The organism is Pseudomonas sp., from assembly GCF_049590575.1.
Lineage (GTDB): Bacteria > Pseudomonadota > Gammaproteobacteria > Pseudomonadales > Pseudomonadaceae > Aquipseudomonas.
The window spans coordinates 1-2,764 of the sequence record NZ_JBAWDE010000067.1 but is presented as its reverse complement, the minus strand read 5'-3'; the positions used below and the strand labels follow the sequence as shown (position 1 = coordinate 2,764).

Annotated in this window: 3 protein-coding genes; 1 reads left to right on the top strand and 2 read right to left on the bottom strand. The window is 63.4% G+C overall.

Annotated elements, in window-relative coordinates:
• Both xseA and WBR57_RS04745 read right to left on the bottom strand, forming a co-directional pair.
• Positions 1 to 956 (bottom strand): exodeoxyribonuclease VII large subunit (gene xseA / locus WBR57_RS04750; protein WP_424082602.1); only part of this gene is annotated, 956 nt, incomplete at its 3' end.
• A 10-nt stretch (positions 957 to 966) separates the two neighbouring features.
• The gene (locus tag WBR57_RS04745) at positions 967 to 1,857 is read right to left on the bottom strand and encodes a LysR family transcriptional regulator (RefSeq protein ID WP_424082600.1); all 891 of its coding nucleotides are present in this window, start codon (positions 1,855 to 1,857) and stop codon (positions 967 to 969) included.
• 100 nt (positions 1,858 to 1,957) lie between these two features.
• Here WBR57_RS04745 and WBR57_RS04740 point away from each other — a divergent pair, with 100 nt between their 5' ends.
• Positions 1,958 to 2,725 (top strand): sulfite exporter TauE/SafE family protein, encoded by a 768-nt coding sequence (locus tag WBR57_RS04740; RefSeq protein WP_424082598.1) that lies wholly within the window; start codon positions 1,958 to 1,960, stop codon positions 2,723 to 2,725.
• Positions 2,726 to 2,764 lie beyond the last annotated feature (39 nt).

Below are 2,764 nucleotides of genomic sequence, written 5' to 3'. Positions count from 1 at the left end.
GCTTGCTGGCGCAGGCGTTCGCCGGGGTGGCGCAGGCGGCGGGCCATGCTTTCCAGGCGCAGACGGTCGTGGCGCAGGCGGTTGCGCATCAGCATCACCAGGCGGCGGTGCAGGTTTTCGACCTGGCGCACCAGGTGGCTGGCATCGGGGGCAAGCAGTTCGGCAGCGGCGGAGGGCGTGGGCGCGCGCACGTCAGCGACAAAGTCGCAGATCGACACATCGGTCTCATGGCCGACGGCGCTGACAATCGGTGTGACGCAGGCATCCACCGCACGGGCCACGGCCTCTTCGTTGAAGCACCAGAGGTCTTCCAGCGAACCGCCGCCACGCGCCAGGATCAGCGCGTCGAAGCCGCGAGCGTCGGCGCGCTTCAGGGCGCGCACAATCTGTGGGATCGCTTCGCGGCCTTGCACGGCGGTCGGGATCAACGTCAGTTCTACGTTGGGCGCGCGGCGGCGGAACACGCTGATGATGTCGCGGATCACCGCGCCGGTGGGCGAACTGATAATGCCGATGCGCCGCGGATGCGCCGGCAGCGGCACCTTGCGCTCGGCACTGAACAGGCCTTCGGCGCTGAGCTTTTCCTTCAGTGCATCAAAGGCCAGGCGCAACGCCCCATCGCCGGCCGGCTCCACGGTGTCGAGAATCAGTTGGTAGTCGCCACGGCCCTCGAACAGCGAGACCTTGCCGTGCACCTTGACCGCCAGGCCATCCTTCAGCGCCTGGCGTACGCGTGCGGCGTTATTGCGAAACAGTGCGCAACGCACTTGGGCGCCGCTGTCCTTGAGGGTGAAATACACATGGCCGGAGGCTGGGCGGGCGAGGTTGGAGATCTCGCCTTCGACCCAGATATTGGTGAACACGTCTTCCAGCAACACGCGCGCGCGGCCGTTGAGCTGGCTGACAGTCAGGACTTCGCGGTCCAGGCCCAGGCGGGCAAACGGGTCTTTAATCATGTGCGGCAGTTTATAGGCATTCGTGCAAGGTTTGGCAGAATTGCTCGACCAGCGCGCTCGGCGTCTGCGCGCAGGCCAGGGCCACGGTGCTGAGGCAATCCGGGTCGGCCAGGGGTAAAAAGCGAACGTTGGCTGGGGCAATGTCCTGCATGGATTTTGGTAACAAGGCAATACCGAAGCCGGCCTGGATCAGTTGCAGTTGAGTGGTCTTGCGCGACATCACCCGCGCGGCCTTGGGGAAAAATCCGGCGCGCATGCACAGCTCGGCTGACAGATAACTCAGCCCGCCACGCTGGGGATGCGGGATCGAGATAAACGCCTGGTCCTTGAGTTGCGCCCATTCGATCGGCAAATCACTGTGCGCCAGTGCATGGTTCGGCGGTACCGCCAGCAACAGTTGCTCACTGTATAACGGCACCACGCGCACGCCCTCGCGCTGGCGCAGCACCGGCAAACGTAACAGGCCTACCTCCAGGCGACCGTCGGCGATTTCCTCAAGCTGCGCTTCGGAGGACAGTTTGGCGATATCCATTGACGCGCCGGGGCAACGCTCCAGCCAGCGCCTGATGCCTCGCAGCAAAGGCCCGCTCATCGGCACGGTACTCGAATGGCTCAGGCGCAGCGTGCCGAGCTGGCCATTACCGACCTGGGTGGCCAGCTCGCTGGCCTTGAGCAACTCGTTCAGCAGGTTGCGCGCCCGTGGGTAAAAGGCTTCACCGGCCGCTGTCAGCCTGGGCTGGCGCGCGGTGCGTTCGAACAGCGGGGTTTGCAGCTGGGTTTCCAGCGCCTTGATCTGTCGGCTCAGGGCTGATTGTGCGACGAACAGGCGCTCGGCGGCGGCGCTGAAGCTGCCGCTGTCGGCGATTTCAACGAAGTAACGCAGTTGGCGGGTGGAGATCACGCGTCATGCCTTTTCGAGATAGGTGGAGGGCTTTGAAGATATTAGTCGCAACCCTCGCCGATGGCTAAAGTGATGGTCATCTCTTTATAAGGAACAGCCCATGAGCCCGGTTGAGCTGATGAGCCAATGGTCGTTTGGCGCTATGGATTGGCTGGTCATCGGCGTGGGTGTGGTGGTCGCCTACATCGTGTTCGGCATCGCTGGCTTCGGCACGGCGCTGGTGGCGGGGCCGCTGCTGATCATGTTTATGCCGTTGTCGAAAATCATCCCGCTGCTGGTGCTGCTGGATTTTGTCGCGGCCTTTGGCAATCTGCTGCAATCGCGGCGCGATGTGAACAAGCCGGAATTGCTGCGATTGCTGCCGTGCATGGCCGTCGGTTGCACGCTGGGCGTGGTTTTTCTGCTCAACCTGCATTCGGACGTGCTGCTGCTGCTCATGGGGCTGTTTATCAGCGCCTACGCGATTTACAGCCTGACGGTAAAGGCGCGGCCGACCCAGCTGGCGGCTGGCTGGTCAATCCCGATGGGCACGGTCGGCGGGCTGTTTGGCGCGCTGTTTGGCAGTGGCGGCTTTTTGTATGCGATCTACCTCAATAGCCGCTTGCCCAAGGACGCGGCACGCGCCACGCAAAGCGCGCTGATCAGTTGCAGCACCGTGGTGCGCCTCAGCCTGTTTCTGATCGCCGGGGTGTATGCCGATTTACCGTTGCTGGTGTTGGCGCTGTGCCTGCTGCCGGCGATGGCCCTGGGGCTGTGGGTTGGGCGCAGGCTGACCATGCGTATGTCGCGCGAGGCCTTCGTACGGTTGGTGACGTGGTTGGTGCTGGCCAGCGGCATTGCGTTGATCGGGCGATATTTGAGTACTTGACCTGTGTGGGGCAGGGATTAAGCTGCCAGCCTTCAGGGC